Here is a 14,642-nt window from a genome sequence, read left to right on the forward strand (position 1 = left end):
AAAAGGCCTTTAAAAAGGCCTTTTTTTATATCTGTAAAACGCAGCTCGCTTTATTGTTGAGCGCGTTTTGCTTTTTTAGCTTCACGCTTTTCTTTCCAAATTTCCAGGAGATTTCCTCCTAACCAATAAGGGACTACAAAAAGCAACAGGAACATCATTAACCAGAAACCAATGGTTAAAATGGTTGCAAATGCTAAAAATCCCAGGTATTGATCGAATTCAAACATAATATTATTCTTTGCGGAACAAAGATACTTTGATTTTTATAAAAAGCGCAAATCAAAAAGCGAAAAAAATGCAGGCCTGTCATTTTGAATCCGCCTGTACTGGAATTTATGGCCCCAAAGCGCTACATTTGTAAGTACACAAAACAGCCTGAATTATGAGTTTTCGAATAGAGAAAGATACCATGGGCGAGGTAAAAGTCCCGTCTGACAAATACTGGGGGGCACAGACAGAGCGCTCCAGGAATAATTTTAAAATCGGTCCGTCGGGTTCTATGCCCCTGGACATCATTTACGGCTTCGCGTACCTTAAGAAAGCAGCTGCTTTTACTAACTGCGAACTCGGTGTATTATCCGAAGAAAAACGTGACCTGATCGCCAAAGTCTGTGATGAGATCCTCAATGGCCAACACGATGACCAGTTTCCACTGGTGATCTGGCAGACCGGCTCAGGGACACAGAGCAATATGAATGTCAACGAGGTGATCGCGAACCGAGCGCAGGAATTAGCCGGCAAAAAGATCGGGGAAGGCGATAAAGCCATTCAGCCTAACGACGACGTTAACAAATCCCAGTCTTCTAACGACACCTTTCCGACCGGTATGCATATCGCTGCCTATAAAAAAATCATGGAGGTGACCTTGCCGGGTTTAATTAAGCTCCGCAATACTTTGAAGGACAAATCGACCGAATTTGCAAACTGTGTAAAGATCGGCCGTACCCACCTGATGGACGCCACTCCCCTCACCCTTGGGCAGGAATTCTCCGGTTATGTATCCCAGTTAGATCATGGAATAAAGGCTTTGAAGAATACCTTGGATCACCTGGCAGAACTTGCCCTGGGTGGTACTGCCGTTGGGACCGGGCTAAATACCCCAAAAGGATATGACGTGCTGGTGGCCAAGTATATTGCAGAATTCACAGGTCTTCCTTTCAGGACCGCAGAAAATAAATTTGAGGCCCTGGCGGCCCATGATGCATTTGTAGAAACCCATGGTGCATTAAAACAGCTGGCCGTTTCCCTGAATAAGATCGCCAATGATATCCGGATGATGGCCTCAGGACCAAGATCCGGTATCGGGGAAATTATCATACCTGCCAATGAACCGGGTAGTTCTATTATGCCCGGCAAGGTGAATCCTACACAATGCGAAGCACTGACCATGGTTTGTGCCCAGGTAATGGGTAACGATGTGGGGATCACTATTGGCGGAACACAGGGTCATTATGAGCTCAATGTCTTTAAGCCCATGATGGCAGCTAGCCTCCTGCAGTCTGCACAACTGCTGGGCGATGCCTGTATCAGTTTTGATACACATTGTGCCAGCGGTATTGAGCCTAACGAAAAAGTAATTAAGCAGCTCCTGAACAATTCGCTGATGCTGGTCACCGCACTGAATACCAAGATCGGGTATTACAAGGCAGCAGAAATTGCAAATACAGCTCATAAGAACGGTACCACCTTAAGAGAAGAGGCAGTACGCTTAGGCTATGTAACGGAAGAGGAATACGATGCATGGGTACGCCCGGAAGATATGGTAGGGAGTATGCCAACGGAAAAATCTTCCAATTAATTGATGTACAACTATAAATGAAAAAAGGGATAATCTGACGATTATCCCTTTTCTTATGTTTGGTCAACTATGGCTTACTTCAAGGTGAACTTAGAAGTTCCCAGTAATTTCAGGTTATCGTCATAAACGTTTACCATATAGTTACCTTCTTTGAAGTCTCCTGAAGGCTTATTGATGTAATCACATACATCCAGGTTCTTGTTCTCATAGTAGAAGTTAGTGCTCTTGCTGTAGGTCACAGTATTTCCTTCTTCGTTGTTTTTAGTCTGGGCACCTCCAAGTACATTACCTTGAGGATCCAGTACCTCGATCAGGAACTCACGGTCACCGGCTTCGGCGATCACGTTATCAGCTACAGTAAAACATACCTTGAACTTATCTGTCCTGTTAGCCCTGGAAGTAGATACCAACTTACCGTTGTTTCTTTCCTTAACAGCATCTACATTAAACTTGTTCAGGTTAAGTGCAGATCCTCTTTCAACAGCATCAGCCAACTGGGTGTTCTGAACGACTAAAGAATCGTTAAATACAGTTTGTTTTTCCAGTTCTACGTAAGTGCTGTCTCTTTGCATAGCGATCAGGGTGTTAGACTGCTTTAAAGAGTCTACCTGGCGCAATAACTCCTCGCGCTCTTCTTTCAGCACATTAACTTGTCTCCTGTAACGAGAAAGTGCAGAAATATCAGCTTTCATGGTTTGTACAGAATCGATGTACTTAGCGATCCTGTCCCTGGCAGCAACCAACTCTTCATTAGTGGCATTGCTTTCCAGGATAGCTTTGTCATATTCAGACTTCAAGCTGGTCAGGTCATCAACTACCAATTCCTTTTCTTGAGTAAGAATCTCGGTAGTCTTTTTCTTGTCCTGATACAGGGTAACTGTATAGATGATGGTTCCTAATAAGACCACCCCAAGCAGACCTGCTATCACTTTTAATCCGTTGTTACTTTTAGTTTCAGTCATAGTGTAAAAAATTAACTTTAGTATTTACCTTTTCAGAGAAAAGTATTTGTTTGTATCAGTCTATATACGTGTTAACTATCTTTTTAGATTTTTTCCGATAAAATTTTTCAATTCAAGGGGTCATAATTTATACAAACGCAAAGCCCCCTGTCCCTTTATTATAGTAACTTTAAGGGGCACCCGGGGAGCAAGAAAAGTGATATACCATTGAAGATGGCCTATTTTACTGGGATTCCGGGATGTTCTTATTCTTTACATAAATAAAAATCACTAAGTGGCTGAAAGTCCAATTGAGGATTGAAAAAAAAATTAATCAGTCTTAAAAAAAACAACTGAATATGAAAATTCTAATTCCTATTACCATGAGTTGCCTATTTTTTATAGGCTGTAAGGAAGAAAAAAAAGAAACGGATACCAAAGCGATGGAAGCGCAACGGGAAACAGAAGTCGTTGAGAAAGAACCGGGATCATCTTTCGAGATCAACCCGGTATCCCATGCCTCGGCCGTGTTTAACTGGGGAGATCATACCATTTACCTGGACCCGGTTGGCGGAGCCGAAGCCTACAAGGATTTTCAAGCGGCTGACCTGATCCTCATCACCGATATCCATGGAGACCACCTGGATATAGCTACCTTAGAAGGTTTAGATACGAGCAATGCCAAAATCATTGCCCCTGCAGCAGTAGCCGAGAAATTACCGGAGTCATTTACTTCGCAGGTCGATGTACTTGCCAATGGGGAGAGCAAAGATCGTTACGGCATCACTATAGAAGCCATCCCTATGTATAACCTCCGTGAAGAGGCTAAAGACTTCCACGTTAAAGGACGGGGCAATGGTTATGTCCTGAGTTATAAGGGGGAGCGAGTTTACTTTTCCGGGGATACCGAAGATATATCCGAGATGAGAAGCCTTAAAAATATAGATAAGGCCTTTATATGTATGAACCTTCCCTATACCATGACGGTTGAAAAGGCGGCTGATGCCGTTGTCGACTTTAAACCAAAACAGGTTTATCCCTACCACTACAGGGGTCGTCCGGACGTCAGTGATGTCTCCAGGTTTAAGGAACTTGTAAATAAGGGGGACTCGGGGATAGAAGTGATACAACTGGATTGGTACCCGTCAGAACCTTTTTAAGTTGACCGCTGAAAACAAAAAAGGACGGCAAAACAGCCGTCCTTCTCAAATTTATCAAATATAGATCAACGAATCAGTTTCTTGTACTTGATCCTTTTTGGCATAATATCAGCGCCCAGTCTTTTTTTCCTGTTCTCCTCGTAATCCGAGAATGATCCTTCAAAGAAATACACTTGCGAATTTCCTTCAAAAGCCAGGATATGGGTACAGATACGATCCAGGAACCAACGGTCGTGAGAAATGATCGCTGCACAGCCTGCAAAATTTTCCAGACCTTCTTCCAGGGCTCTCAGCGTATTCACGTCCAAGTCGTTGGTAGGCTCATCCAGCAGGAGTACATTCCCTTCTTCCTTAAGCGTCATCGCCAGGTGCAGCCTGTTGCGTTCTCCACCAGACAACATATTCACCTTCTTATTCTGTTCGCTGCCCGAGAAATTGAAACGGCTCAGGTAAGCCCTTGAGTTCACCTGCCTTCCCCCCATCATGACCAGTTCTTGCCCGTCACTGAAATTTTCCCAAATCGTTTTCTCAGGGTCAATATTGGAATGACTTTGATCTACATAGGCGATCTTAGCGGTCTCCCCCACCTTAAATTCTCCTTTATCCGGAGTTTCTTCACCCATGATCATACGGAAGATGGTCGTTTTACCTGCTCCGTTGGGACCTATTATCCCGACGATCCCGGCCTGGGGCAGGGTGAAATTCAGGTCTTCGTATAACAGCTTGTCGCCATAGGCTTTGCTCACCCCATTGGCATCGATAACATTGGTCCCCAGCCTTGGTCCGTTGGGAATGTAGATCTCCAATTTTTCATCTAATTGTTTCTGGTCCTGGCTCAATAACTTATCATAATTCTTAAGACGGGCTTTTTGCTTGGTCTGCCGTCCCTTTGCTCCCTGCCTCACCCATTCTAGCTCTCGCTCCAGGGTTTTCTGTCTTTTAGATGCCTGCTTGTTCTCCTGTGCAAGGCGTTTTGATTTCTGATCCAACCAGCTGCTGTAGTTTCCTTTCCAGGGTATTCCTTCTCCACGATCCAGTTCCAGGATCCACCCCGCAACATTATCCAGGAAATAACGGTCGTGAGTCACCGCGATCACCGTTCCTTTGTACCCGGCCAGGTGATGCTCTAACCAATGTACCGATTCAGCATCAAGGTGGTTGGTAGGCTCATCCAGCAACAGGATCTCCGGTTCTTGTAATAATAACCTGCAGAGTGCTACACGGCGTCTTTCCCCACCGGATAATACCGCTATCTTCTTGTCTGCCTCCGGGGTGCGTAAGGCATCCATGGCAATTTCCAGTTTCGTATCCAGTTCCCAGGCATTTGCTGCATCGATCTGGTCTTGTAGTGCAGCCTGCTTGTCCATTAGCTTCTGCATCTTATCAGCATCCTCGTAAACTTCGGGCAGACCAAACATATCGTTGATCTTATTGTATTCGTCCAGAATGGCAACCGTCTCGGCAACACCTTCCTTGACCACTTCAAGAACCGTTTTAGACTCGTCCAAATCTGGTTCCTGGGCCAGGTAACCTACGCGGTAACCCGGTGAGAAGACTACGTCTCCCTGGAAATTTTTATCCTCCCCGGCAATGATCCGCAGCAGGGTTGACTTACCCGAACCGTTGAGTCCGAGAATACCGATCTTAGCCCCGTAAAAGAAGCTGAGATAGATGTTCTTCAGTACCGGGGTGTTAGCGTTTTTATAGGTCTTAGTGACCCCGGACATTGAAAATATTACTTTCTTATCGTCTGACATATAGATATATAAATTGTGTCATTTAAAGTGATAGTTAATATAGTGGTCGTGAGGACCTCCTAAAATAGCTCCGGATTAAACACGGCCTTTAAGCGCGTTAAAAACCCATGCCACGGCAAAGAAACCCACACCGATAGCCGCAAATCCCCAACCTGCCACTTCATCATAGATGAATGCGCCCAGGCCTATCATTAATAGGCCGACAATGATCATTATAAAGGTGGCCCAGGCCAGTACTGTGTTTTTATTCATTCCCATAGTAGTTAGTTTTGGAAGGGCTCAAATATCGTAAAATATCCCATATTTACAGGTTTGAAGCCACAACTTTATGCTTCAAATGGGAACAAAAGATCATTTTGCTGTCGTACCTGGTCCAGTATGCCTACCAATTCAAGGCTGTTCTGGTGAGACCAGAGTGCTGACTGTGTCTTGCCGGATCTTAGGCATTCGTGAACTTCCATTATTTCATGTGAATATCCTTTTCCAATGGTCGGTAATTCAAAATATTCCTGCTTACCGGAACGATCAATAGTATATCCCTGGCTTTCATGCCATCGGGAGTGCAAATAAAAACTTCCCCTGCTTGCCGAAATCTCCGCTTTCATCTCTGAACGAGAGGTGAGACCGCTGTACAAAAGAGCCATGCTACCCGGGTATTCCAGGATCATTGCTGCTTGTACTTCAACCCCGGTCGAATGACTTTTGGTCGTAGACAAAATCCTATCCGGGACTCCCAACATTAGGTAGGCCAGGAATATGGGGTAAATCCCTATATCCAGTAGCGAGCCCCCGGCAAGAGAAGGATTCAGCAGCCGACCTTCTTCGCTCCGGTCCAGGGCATAAAAGGCAAAATCGGCATGCAGGTACTTTACACTGCCCAATTCCCCGGCATCCACTAATTCTTTTACCTTGGCGATACTGGGATTAAACCTGCTCCATAAGGCTTCCATGAGAAATACATTGTTTTTCCCAGAGGCTTCGATCATGGATTCCACTTCGCGCGAATTAACCCCGAGAGGTTTTTCGCAAAGCACGGCTTTACCCGCCTCCATGGCTTTGATACTCCAATCACAATGAGCCATATGCGGGGTGGCGATATATACCACGTCTACTTCATTGCAGTTAAACAATTCCTCGTAACTACCAAAAGTCTCCCTGACCCCGTAGGCCTCACCGAAATCCACCGCTTTATCCTTGCTCCGTGATGCGACCGCATATAATTCGGCCTCTTCCACTAATTGCAGATCCTTGGCAAAACTATGGGCAATTTTGCCCAGGCCTATAATACCCCAGCGTATTTTCTGTTTCATCCTATGTTTAAATTTGGTCAAAGTTAATCAATATAACTCCTTATCTTTATCAACACTTGACAAACCGAAAATTACGCATGGATTTGAACTTCAATAAGAACGAAGACCACAACAAGCTCAAAGTATCCGAGCTGAGAAATAAACTATCAAAAATAGCATTAGGTGGCGGTAAAAGCCGCATTGAAAAGCATCACGGCCAGGGCAAAATGACGGCCCGGGAACGTATAGATTACCTCCTGGACCCCAAAGAGCGAAGTATAGAGATCGGTGCTTTTGCCGGGGATGGGATGTACGAAGAACACGGGGGATGCCCTTCTGCCGGGGTTGTAGTCAAAATTGGCTACATACAAAAGCGACAGTGTATAGTTGTCGCCAATGATGCCACTGTAAAAGCCGGCGCCTGGTTCCCTATTACGGCAAAGAAAAACCTTAGGGCCCAGGAAATCGCCATTGAGAACCGGTTACCCATCATATACCTTGTAGATAGTGCCGGTGTTTACTTACCAATGCAGGACGAGATCTTTCCGGACAAAGAACATTTTGGCCGTATCTTCCGGAATAATGCCGTGATGAGCAGTATGGGGATTCCCCAGATCTCTGCGGTCATGGGTAGTTGTGTGGCCGGTGGAGCTTATTTGCCAATTATGAGTGATGAAGCCCTGATCGTGGAAAAGACCGGGAGTATTTTCCTGGCCGGAAGCTACCTGGTCAAAGCAGCCATAGGTGAAAATATTGATAACGAAACTCTTGGTGGCGCCTCTACCCATTGCGAGATCAGCGGGGTAACTGATTATAAAGCCAAGGACGATAAGCATGCGCTGGATACCATAAAGAACCTGATCGGAAAAATGGGCCACCCGGTACGTGCAGGATTTAACAGGATAGCTGCCAAAAAGCCCAGCCTGGATCCGCAGGACATCTATGGGATCATCCCGGCTTCCAGGACAGACCCTTATGATATGCTGGAGGTGATTAAACGCCTGGTAGATAATTCAGATTTTGAACAGTACAAGGAAGGCTACGGCAAATCTATCCTTACCGGCTACGCACGAATTGAGGGATGGTCTGTCGGGATCGTTGCCAACCAACGGAAAGTGGTAAAGACCAAGAAAGGGGAAATGCAGTTCGGCGGAGTGATCTACTCTGACAGCGCGGATAAAGCGACCCGCTTTATTGCCAACTGCAACCAGAAAAAAATTCCATTGGTATTCCTGCAGGATGTTACCGGGTTTATGGTCGGCAGCAAAAGCGAACACGGAGGGATCATTAAGGACGGGGCTAAGATGGTGAACGCCGTCAGTAATTCCGTGGTACCAAAATTCACCGTGGTGATCGGCAACAGTTATGGAGCCGGGAATTACGCCATGTGTGGAAAGGCTTATGACCCCAGGCTAATCTTCGCCTGGCCGAGTGCCGAATTGGCTGTGATGAGCGGGAATTCGGCTGCAAAGGTATTGCTGCAAATAGAAAAAGCTTCATTGAAGAAAAAAGGTGAGAAAATCACCGAAGCCAATGAAAAAGCGATGTATGATAAGATCAAGGCGCGCTACGATCAACAGATTTCACCATACTATGCGGCCGCCCACCTCTGGACAGATGCCATCATTGACCCGATGGATACTCGAAAATGGATCAGTATGGGAATTGAGGCTGCAGATCATGCGCCTATAGAGAAACCTTTTAATATGGGAGTGCTCCAGGTATAAGTCCGGAGCACTTTTCTTTTAATGATCCCTCCTTAGTTTCCTTGAGAAGGATTCGGCCTGGGGATTAAAAGCAATTCTTTTTGCCGGCCGTTCACATATCGAAACCCCTCAGGACCGTAATACCCGGCCTCTTCCAACATGATTCGTATATCGCGCTTCCATTCCGGGATATTCACAGTAGTGTTTAACTCTATGGCATAAACCGTGCGCGGTCGCAAGGGATAGTTCTCCCCATCGTCTTTCATTACCCCTCCCTGGGCATCCCACATCCCGATGGTGGTTCCAGCTGAGTGCCCGTAAGTACCGAGTGGGTGGGTATAAATAGCCGGCCTGAGCCCTGCATCCCTGGCCACTTTCAGCGAATTGGCCAGGATCTGGTTACCACTAAGACCTGTTTTCATATTGGATGTCAGGGCGTCCTGTACCCGGTTACCGTCTTCCAGGGCTTCCACCAGATAAGAAGGGGCGCTGGTTTCCCCTGGCTTGAGTACGTAGGCTAATTCCTGGCAATCCGTATTCAGGCCCAGGTAAGTGATACCAAAATCACAATGCAGGAGATCGCCGGGAAGGATGACCATGTCATCGGGCCTCCCGGAAAAAGAATATAAGTGCCCCACGAGTTCTTCCTGTGACCGCTGTACATCGACGGTAGGATGAAACCAGGTATCAAGCCCGAGGTCGGTCACTTTCTGACGCATCCACCATTCCACTTCAGTGGTCGTGGTGACCCCAGGAGTTATTACGTCTTCAGAGAATGCCTCAGCGATGATATTATGGGTGATACTGACCAATTGACTAAACAATACCATCTCTCTTTCTGTCCTGGTCTCTATCCATCGTACTGCGAGCTCCTCTGCTGAGACCACGCGAGACTGCAACTTTTTGGGTAGGTACTCCATAAAAGTTTCATAGTCCGTTTTTACTAAGCCGTCGGCTATATTGTGATCTTCAGAAAAATTAAGCCCGATCTTCTGTGGGTTTCGTTCAGTGATCAGGGTCATCAGCCTTTTCCATTGATCCGGTTCTTTTTCCTTATCCCAGGCAGAGCGAATAGACTTACCAACATCATAACGTGCAACCGCTAATCTTTCTACAGTGTCTTTATCCTGATTCCTGTAGAACAATAACATGGTACGCCGTCTCGCATTCAGCCAGGTGGCCGGCAGCATGGTCCGGATCACCGGGTCCTCATTGTATTCCCGGGCGATCACTACCCACATATCAATACCTGTTTCATCCATAATTTCGGGTAGGAGATGGGTAAAGCGATCTTCGAGGATCTCATCCCGTACCCTGGCGCGATCCGCCTCACTGAGGATGTTTTGGGCAGTTATCTGTATGGAACACAACAAAAGGAGGAGTAATACTACTTTATTCATAATCATTAGTGGTTTAGTCGGTTTAGGTTTCCGGGAATAATTCCTGAAGGATCATCTTCCTCCGGATCTTCCCGGCAGATGTTCGGTGAAATTGTGATACAGTCACTATTTTTTTGGGTTTCTCGTAGCGCTTAAACCCGGGGACCTTATCCAGTAATGCTTGTAAAGCTTGCACTGTTTGCCCGGTCTCCACTACGAGTACCAGTTGTTCTCCAAGGTCCGGGTCCGGTAACCCGGCCACGAAGAAAGATTGTCCCAGGACTTCTTTGATCTTAGCTTCAATTTGTTCAGGGAAAAGCTTAACTCCGCCAGAATTAATAACATGATCAAACCTGCCCAGCCAATAGAATGTACTCTCATCCAGAAGTTCAACCACGTCATTGGTTTGGAGCTCACCGGAATGTACAAATGGTGCTTTAATCAGCAGGCAACCCCTGTTATCCTGCCCCAGGCTTACCCCCGGAAGTGCTTTAAATGGTTCGGGATCCGATTTTGAAGTATTTAATTGCCGTAACGCGATATGCGTAAGGGTCTCTGTCATGCCAAAGGTTTCGTAAATACGAACTTCTTTCAACGGCAATGCGGCAGCAAGGTCTGCGTTTACCGGGGCTCCCCCCACGATCACCGTTCGCACCTTATGTAGATCGTTCAGGGACGATTTTAATTGTTTAGGCACCATAGCCACAAAATCAAATGTAGCCTGTAAATCACTCAACGGATCAGAAACCGGTGGCACATACCAGGCGTCCAGTCCCAGCACCATTGCCCTGACCAGCATCATCTTTCCCGCGATGTAATCGACGGGAAGGCATAATAATATCTTCTGACCTACCTGTAATTCAAAGAAGCGACCAGTGGCTAACGCAGACTGCACCATATTTGCTTTCGCGACCCTGATCTTTTTTGGTTTCCCGGTAGAACCCGATGTGAACAGCTCCAGGTGTTCGGCAGACGAAAGCCAGTCTAACATAAAATCCCCTATCTCCCGCTCTTCTTCACTCCCTTCTTTGATGAGCTCGTAAGCCAGGTCCCTGGCAACAGCTTCATTACAGGGTCTGCCCATAAAACTAAAAGTAGGATGTAGCAGCTCACTACGCTTCATGCTTCTCTGCTAATTGTTTAAATTCCTTTTCCGTCATGACGCGCCCTGTCAGTCGTTCTTTCCAGTTCTTCCAGCCATATTTCTTAGACATAATGAACAGCAAGATTGGGTATACGACAAATACAGGAATAAAGACATCCCAGCCCAGCCCCGGTGTGGAAACATCTTTATAAAGGGAATGTGTCTGGAATGCGGTCCAGTCTGCGGTGACCATCAGGGCGGTGACCAGGTTGTTGGCCGCATGAAACCCAAGGGCCAGCTCCAGGCCTTCGTCCATCAGGGTTATGACACCCAAAAACAAGCCGGTCCCTATATAAAACACCAGTATGCCATATCCCAATTTACCTACCTCGGGATTTCCCAGGTGCATCAGGCCAAACAGCGCGGAAGTGATCAGTAAAGGCACCCATCGGTTCCCGGACATAATTCCCAGCCCCTGCATCATGTGACCACGAAACATATATTCTTCAAAACTCGTCTGCAGCGGAATAAGCAAAACGGCGATCAACAGTAAGGTGAGGAAAGGGCCCCATTGCAGGTTGAAAATATAATCATCCGGTGACATCAGTATATCCAGGCCTGTAAGCAAGGCAGTCAGACCACCCCAGAGCAGGAATGAAAATACAACCCGTTTCCAATCCACCTTCTTCCTGGAAGTAGTCAGGGAAGTAACCGATTGGGGATGAACCAATTTGGTCCACCCCAGGACTACGAACAATCCCACCGCCAGTGGAGCCAGCAACATGATCAATACGGTGTTCGAACCAAATTTATCAATGATATCAGCCATCATGACATCCACGCTTACCGGGGAGTATAGCATGGATATATAATTGAAAATCATAAATGTGATGAAACCTACCGGAAGTACCCAGTATTTCCAGAGGCCGAGATCGCCCCTATACCCTTGTTCTATGTACATATTCTGCTAATGATTGTTTGGTCCCATTTTTTTTCAGGACTGTAATATAAACATCCGTTGCTTACTGTAAGCGGACTTTCAAAGTTGTTTGTAAAAAGACTGCCGGTACCCAGGCCTTGCGGCATATCACTTTCCAGGGTAAAGGTCCACTGGGCAATTGCATTAAGACCTACATTACTCTCCAGCGCACTGGTGATCCACCAGCCACAGCCTTGTGCTGCAGCGATCTTAATCCATTCTTCACTGCTTCGGTACCCCCCAACCAGGCTCGGTTTAAGAATAATATACTGGGGTTTTACCCTGGCCAGAAGCTCCTCTTTAGTTGCAGTTAAATGAATACCGATAAGTTCCTCGTCCAGGGCAACGGGGATGGGTGTACTGGCGCAAATATTACGCATTAATTCCGGCTGCCCCTGCCTGATAGGTTGCTCAATGGAATGAATTTCAATAGGGGCCAGCTGATCCAGTTTTTGCAGGGCTTCATCCGGGGAGAATGCTCCGTTGGCATCTACCCTGATCTCCAGTTCAGATGAAGGGAATACGTTACGTATCCCCCGAAGCAGGGCTATTTCTGATTCAAAATCAATGGCCCCGATCTTCATTTTAAGGCATCTAAACCCCTGGTCTATCTTTTGCTGAATCTGTTGCTGCATATAGTCGGGATCCCCCATCCATATCAGGCCATTGATCGGAATTGGCGCTTCTTCTTCGGTGAAAACGGAAGGAAATAAATGGAATGGATGCCTAGCCGAAAGGGACCGCATTGCTTGTTCCCAGCCAAAAAGAATGCTGGGATATTGCCATAGTTCGGCCCGAATTTGTTCCGGGGTACTCTCTATATTCTCGCATAACCATCGAAGCCGATCTGCATAATCCGGCAGATCGTCAGCACTTAGCCCCCTGAACAAACCACACTCGCCTATACCCAAGCGGGAATCCTGCTCCAATATGAGAAACCAGGTCTCTTTCTGCCGGAGCACGCCCCTGGAGGTTCCTCCCGGTGTTTTAAAGTTGAGTATATATTTATGGTAACTGGCTTTCATCCAATACGGCCAAATTTAAGTATTTTTCACTTCTAAAATAAAGCGATGTCAAGTATCTCCGGTAAAGTAGTATGGGTCACCGGTGCCTCTTCCGGTATTGGGGAGGCCCTGGCTTTCGAACTAAGCAAAAATCAATGTAAGCTGATCCTTTCAGCCAGGACCACGGAGCGCCTTCAAGAGGTGCGACATCGCTGTAAATTTCCCGAGAATGCCTGTATCCTCCCAATGGACCTCGCAGCGCCTGAGAAGGCAGCAGAAATAGTAGAAAAAGCCCTCTCCTTTTTTGGACATGTAGATGTCCTGATCAATAATGCCGGCATCAGTCAGCGTTCCCTGATCAGTGACACTACTTTTGCGGTGTATAAACAATTGATGGATGTCAATTACCTGGGAACCGTTGCCCTGACCAATGCCCTCCTTCCTCACATGGTTCAGCGAAAATCGGGACAGATCGCAGTAGTCACAAGCCTGATGGGAAAATTTGGATCACCTCTTCGTTCCGGGTATTGTGCCGCAAAGCATGCCTTACACGGATATTTTGATGTACTGAGGATGGAACACCAGGCCGACGGCATTAAGGTTACTTTGCTTTGTCCCGGTTATGTACAAACCTCCATTGCAAAGAATGCCCTGACGGGTCGTGGAGAAAAGCAGGGCCGCACGGATAAGGCCACGGAAGCAGGCCTGGAGCCTGCAGCTGTAGCATTAAAAATGATCAATGCCATAAGTGCATCCAAATACGAAGTATATATTGGTGGTAAGGAGATCTTTGGAGTTTACCTCAAAAGATGGTTCCCGAAATTATTGCATCAAGTGGTGATGAAAAGCCAGGTAGTTTGATCAGAGCTGCAGGCTAGCACCAATTTCCAAGAGGTGTAATTCTTTCCCGGCCTTTTTAAAGGCATTACGGGCCTGGTCATGGTCAATTTCTATATAGCCGAAAGTGTCATAATGATAGCCCATCACCTTGTCACATTTTATAAAATCTGAGGCAATAACTGCATCATCTATCCCCATGGTAAAATTATCTCCTATGGGAAGGATGGCCAAGTTTAGCTGGAACCGGAGGGGAATCAATTTCATGTCACTGCTCAGGGCTGTATCCCCCGCTATATATACTTGCTTACCCTCGGCCGATAAAATAAAACCTCCGGGCTGACCACCGTAAGTGCCATCAGGAAATGAAGATGTATGAATGGCATTCACATATTTCAGGCTGCCAAAACTAAACTCCCAATTCCCACCGTGGTTCATAGGGTGTGTTTTAAAACCTTTAGCTTCGTAATGGCTGGCAATTTCATAATTGCTCACAATAGTAGCACCGCTTTGTTCGGCTATGGCCTCAGCATCGAGTATATGATCCTGGTGGGCATGAGTAAGCAGGATAAAATCCGGGTTCAGGTCCTTGATGTCAATTTGATCCTTAGCCTTATCATTCCCTGTGATAAAAGGATCTACTAAAATCGTCGTACTATTCAAATGTATAAGTAGGCTGGCATGGCCCAGGAAAGTAATTTTCATCTG

The 14,642-nt window shown here is 46.4% G+C and carries 14 protein-coding genes; 4 read left to right on the forward strand and 10 right to left on the reverse strand.

From position 1 onward, the window contains the following. Positions 1-50: 50 nt before the first annotated feature. A complete protein-coding gene (locus tag PP178_RS08845) occupies positions 51-227 on the reverse strand; it encodes a hypothetical protein (RefSeq protein ID WP_166636709.1) in 177 nt (58 codons plus the stop codon). Positions 228-382: 155 nt separating this feature from the next. On the opposite strand from PP178_RS08845, the gene fumC reads away from it, so the two are divergent. Further along, on the forward strand, positions 383-1,798 hold the full coding sequence (gene fumC, locus PP178_RS08850; RefSeq protein WP_272593983.1) for a class II fumarate hydratase: 1,416 nt from the start codon (positions 383-385) through the stop codon (positions 1,796-1,798). A gap of 74 nt (positions 1,799-1,872) precedes the next feature. Here the strand turns inward: fumC and PP178_RS08855 are convergent, their stop codons facing one another. After that, positions 1,873-2,760, reverse strand: coding sequence for a hypothetical protein (locus PP178_RS08855; RefSeq protein WP_272593984.1), 888 nt, complete (start codon positions 2,758-2,760; stop codon positions 1,873-1,875). A 338-nt stretch (positions 2,761-3,098) separates the two neighbouring features. On the opposite strand from PP178_RS08855, the gene PP178_RS08860 reads away from it, so the two are divergent. Next, the gene (locus PP178_RS08860) at positions 3,099-3,899 is read left to right on the forward strand and encodes an MBL fold metallo-hydrolase (protein ID WP_272593985.1); all 801 of its coding nucleotides are present in this window, start codon (positions 3,099-3,101) and stop codon (positions 3,897-3,899) included. A 65-nt stretch (positions 3,900-3,964) separates the two neighbouring features. Here PP178_RS08860 and ettA read toward each other — a convergent pair whose 3' ends face one another. The 3 genes from ettA to PP178_RS08875 all read right to left on the reverse strand — a co-directional run bounded on the left by ettA (position 3,965) and on the right by PP178_RS08875 (position 6,966). Beyond that, a complete protein-coding gene (gene ettA, locus PP178_RS08865) occupies positions 3,965-5,656 on the reverse strand; it encodes an energy-dependent translational throttle protein EttA (RefSeq protein ID WP_272593986.1) in 1,692 nt (563 codons plus the stop codon). A 75-nt stretch (positions 5,657-5,731) separates the two neighbouring features. Further along, entirely contained in the window at positions 5,732-5,914 is a 183-nt protein-coding gene (locus tag PP178_RS08870) for a CAL67264 family membrane protein (RefSeq protein ID WP_166636677.1), read from the reverse strand. Between the two features lie 68 nt (positions 5,915-5,982). Beyond that, a complete protein-coding gene (locus PP178_RS08875; RefSeq protein ID WP_272593987.1) occupies positions 5,983-6,966 on the reverse strand; it encodes a Gfo/Idh/MocA family protein in 984 nt (327 codons plus the stop codon). A 77-nt stretch (positions 6,967-7,043) separates the two neighbouring features. On the opposite strand from PP178_RS08875, the gene PP178_RS08880 reads away from it, so the two are divergent. Beyond that, positions 7,044-8,672 carry an acyl-CoA carboxylase subunit beta gene (locus PP178_RS08880; protein ID WP_272593988.1) on the forward strand — a complete coding sequence of 543 codons (1,629 nt, stop codon included), beginning with the start codon at positions 7,044-7,046 and terminating at the stop codon, positions 8,670-8,672. A 32-nt stretch (positions 8,673-8,704) separates the two neighbouring features. Here the strand turns inward: PP178_RS08880 and PP178_RS08885 are convergent, their stop codons facing one another. From PP178_RS08885 to PP178_RS08900, 4 genes are read right to left on the reverse strand one after another with little or no spacing between them, the layout of a single operon-like run. Beyond that, on the reverse strand, positions 8,705-10,051 hold the full coding sequence (locus PP178_RS08885) for a M24 family metallopeptidase (protein ID WP_272593989.1): 1,347 nt from the start codon (positions 10,049-10,051) through the stop codon (positions 8,705-8,707). 22 nt (positions 10,052-10,073) lie between these two features. After that, positions 10,074-11,153 carry an AMP-binding protein gene (locus PP178_RS08890; protein ID WP_272593990.1) on the reverse strand — a complete coding sequence of 360 codons (1,080 nt, stop codon included), beginning with the start codon at positions 11,151-11,153 and terminating at the stop codon, positions 10,074-10,076. Next, positions 11,143-12,075: a CPBP family intramembrane glutamic endopeptidase gene (locus PP178_RS08895; protein WP_272593991.1), complete on the reverse strand. Its 933-nt coding sequence runs from the start codon at positions 12,073-12,075 to the stop codon at positions 11,143-11,145. Before PP178_RS08895 ends, PP178_RS08890 begins: the two co-directional genes overlap by 11 nt. Further along, complete coding sequence (locus tag PP178_RS08900; RefSeq protein ID WP_272593992.1) at positions 12,066-13,118, reverse strand: o-succinylbenzoate synthase; 1,053 nt, start codon at positions 13,116-13,118, stop codon at positions 12,066-12,068. Before PP178_RS08900 ends, PP178_RS08895 begins: the two co-directional genes overlap by 10 nt. A gap of 45 nt (positions 13,119-13,163) precedes the next feature. Here PP178_RS08900 and PP178_RS08905 point away from each other — a divergent pair, with 45 nt between their 5' ends. Then, the gene (locus PP178_RS08905) at positions 13,164-13,958 is read left to right on the forward strand and encodes an SDR family oxidoreductase (RefSeq protein ID WP_272593993.1); all 795 of its coding nucleotides are present in this window, start codon (positions 13,164-13,166) and stop codon (positions 13,956-13,958) included. On the opposite strand, the gene PP178_RS08910 is transcribed toward PP178_RS08905, so the two are convergent. Then, a complete protein-coding gene (locus tag PP178_RS08910) occupies positions 13,959-14,639 on the reverse strand; it encodes a metal-dependent hydrolase (RefSeq protein WP_272593994.1) in 681 nt (226 codons plus the stop codon). Positions 14,640-14,642: the final 3 nt, after the last annotated feature.

The sequence above is a fragment of the Zeaxanthinibacter sp. PT1 genome (assembly GCF_028464225.1).
Classification (GTDB): Bacteria; Bacteroidota; Bacteroidia; order Flavobacteriales; family Flavobacteriaceae; genus Zeaxanthinibacter.

What these genes read in the sequence shown, in the direction of transcription:
- PP178_RS08845 (WP_166636709.1), bottom strand. Translation starts at nt 227, where the DNA reads ATGTTTGAATTCGATCAATACCTGGGATTTTTAGCATTTGCAACCATT.
- fumC (WP_272593983.1), top strand. Translation starts at nt 383, where the DNA reads ATGAGTTTTCGAATAGAGAAAGATACCATGGGCGAGGTAAAAGTCCCG.
- PP178_RS08855 (WP_272593984.1), bottom strand. Translation starts at nt 2,760, where the DNA reads ATGACTGAAACTAAAAGTAACAACGGATTAAAAGTGATAGCAGGTCTG.
- PP178_RS08860 (WP_272593985.1), top strand. Translation starts at nt 3,099, where the DNA reads ATGAAAATTCTAATTCCTATTACCATGAGTTGCCTATTTTTTATAGGC.
- ettA (WP_272593986.1), bottom strand. Translation starts at nt 5,656, where the DNA reads ATGTCAGACGATAAGAAAGTAATATTTTCAATGTCCGGGGTCACTAAG.
- PP178_RS08870 (WP_166636677.1), bottom strand. Translation starts at nt 5,914, where the DNA reads ATGGGAATGAATAAAAACACAGTACTGGCCTGGGCCACCTTTATAATG.
- PP178_RS08875 (WP_272593987.1), bottom strand. Translation starts at nt 6,966, where the DNA reads ATGAAACAGAAAATACGCTGGGGTATTATAGGCCTGGGCAAAATTGCC.
- PP178_RS08880 (WP_272593988.1), top strand. Translation starts at nt 7,044, where the DNA reads ATGGATTTGAACTTCAATAAGAACGAAGACCACAACAAGCTCAAAGTA.
- PP178_RS08885 (WP_272593989.1), bottom strand. Translation starts at nt 10,051, where the DNA reads ATGAATAAAGTAGTATTACTCCTCCTTTTGTTGTGTTCCATACAGATA.
- PP178_RS08890 (WP_272593990.1), bottom strand. Translation starts at nt 11,153, where the DNA reads ATGAAGCGTAGTGAGCTGCTACATCCTACTTTTAGTTTTATGGGCAGA.
- PP178_RS08895 (WP_272593991.1), bottom strand. Translation starts at nt 12,075, where the DNA reads ATGTACATAGAACAAGGGTATAGGGGCGATCTCGGCCTCTGGAAATAC.
- PP178_RS08900 (WP_272593992.1), bottom strand. Translation starts at nt 13,118, where the DNA reads ATGAAAGCCAGTTACCATAAATATATACTCAACTTTAAAACACCGGGA.
- PP178_RS08905 (WP_272593993.1), top strand. Translation starts at nt 13,164, where the DNA reads ATGTCAAGTATCTCCGGTAAAGTAGTATGGGTCACCGGTGCCTCTTCC.
- PP178_RS08910 (WP_272593994.1), bottom strand. Translation starts at nt 14,639, where the DNA reads ATGAAAATTACTTTCCTGGGCCATGCCAGCCTACTTATACATTTGAAT.